The following is a 1,537-nucleotide window of genomic DNA, read 5'->3' on the forward strand; positions in this document are numbered from 1 at the left end:
CGGCATCATCTGCCGCACCACCCACTCCCGATGCTCTATCGAATAACGCGCCACACGGCTCTCACTTCCGCCCACCGACCAAGACTCATCGAATCAACTCACACGACAACTATCCTGACGCGGCGGGCAGCCAAAATTGGCTAAAGCCTGATGCGGGACTAAGAAGTTGCACCCTTTCCGCCCATGCGCGGCAAGGTAAGCACCGTTTTTAAACCAAAGGAGCAATCACAATGAAAGTGATGAAGTGGAGCGTAATCGCCCTGGCCGTATCGGCGGGCACCTCCCAGATGGCGTTGGCCAGCCAGCAGTCGGAGTCCATAGGGATTCGTCGAAGATGCGAGCCTAGATCTGTTGCTGCGCAACACTTACTACAACCGTGATTACAAGGATGGTGCCGACGACGTACGGAGCTGGGGCCAGGGCTTTATCACTACCTTCGAGTCCGGCTTCACCCAGGGCACCATTGGAGTAGGCGTCGATGCCTATGGCCTGCTGGGCGTTCGCCTGGATGGTGGCAAAGGCTATAGCTACGGAGCCATGTTCCAGCGCGACTCCAACAACGAGCCGGAGCGCGACCTTTCCCAGGCCGGCGCAGCTATCAAAGCCCAGTTCTCCAACACCGTGATCAAGTACGGCAACCAGATGCCGATGATGCCGGTGCTCGCCTATGACGATTCGCGCCTGCTGCCAGAGTCGTTTACTGGCACCTTGATCACCAGCAATGAGATCGAAGGCCTCGAGCTGAATGCCGGTCGCTTCACCGCAGATAGCTCCATGCCATCTTCCAGCCGCGATGACGTAGGCCTTAAGAGCATTGATGTCGTAGGCGGTACCTATGCATTCAACGAGAACCTGAGCACGTCGCTCTACTACGCCGACAACGAAGACGTGGCCAAGAAGAAGTACGCCAACGTTAACTACGTCATGCCGTTCGGCGGCGATCAATCGCTCGCGTTCGATTTCAACATTTACGACAACAAGTACGACAAAGAAACATTCGGCGAAACCGAAGACACCACCATCTGGAGTCTCGCAGCCAAGTACTCAACTGGCGCGCATGCTTTCATCCTCGCTCACCAGCGCGTTACCGGTGACGGTGACTATCGCTATGACATCGGCGACGGCGGCAGCTCCATTTGGGTAGCTAACTCCTACTACTCCGACTTCAACTCCAAGGACGAGCGTTCCTGGCAGGCGAGCTATGAGCTGGACTTCGGCGGTTACGGCGTTCCCGGCCTGTTCTGGAAAACCGCTTATGTCTACGGCGACAACGTAGACACCGGCACTGGCGAAGGTAAGGAACGCGAGTTCTTCAACCAGGTCCAGTACGTCGTACAGAGCGGCCCGGCAAAAGATCTGTCGCTGAAGCTGCGCAACTCGATCTACCGTTCCAACAGCGACATGCGTGACTATTAACCTGGCAAATAAATAGGGCATATTAGATAATCTGTCTCCATGAAAATAGATGCCCGTAAACTCAGCCCCCAAGAACAACGTGAAAAGCGCTCCACGGCCCTACGCATGCGTGAGCAGGGTT

Annotated in this window: 1 pseudogene; it reads left to right on the forward strand. The window is 55.9% G+C overall.

What is annotated here, in order from left to right:
* Positions 1-230: 230 nt before the first annotated feature.
* Positions 231-1,416: pseudogene (locus IEG05_RS22980) on the forward strand (OprD family porin).
* Positions 1,417-1,537: the final 121 nt, after the last annotated feature.

This window comes from Stutzerimonas kunmingensis (genome assembly GCF_014764705.1).
Taxonomy (GTDB): domain Bacteria; phylum Pseudomonadota; class Gammaproteobacteria; order Pseudomonadales; family Pseudomonadaceae; genus Stutzerimonas.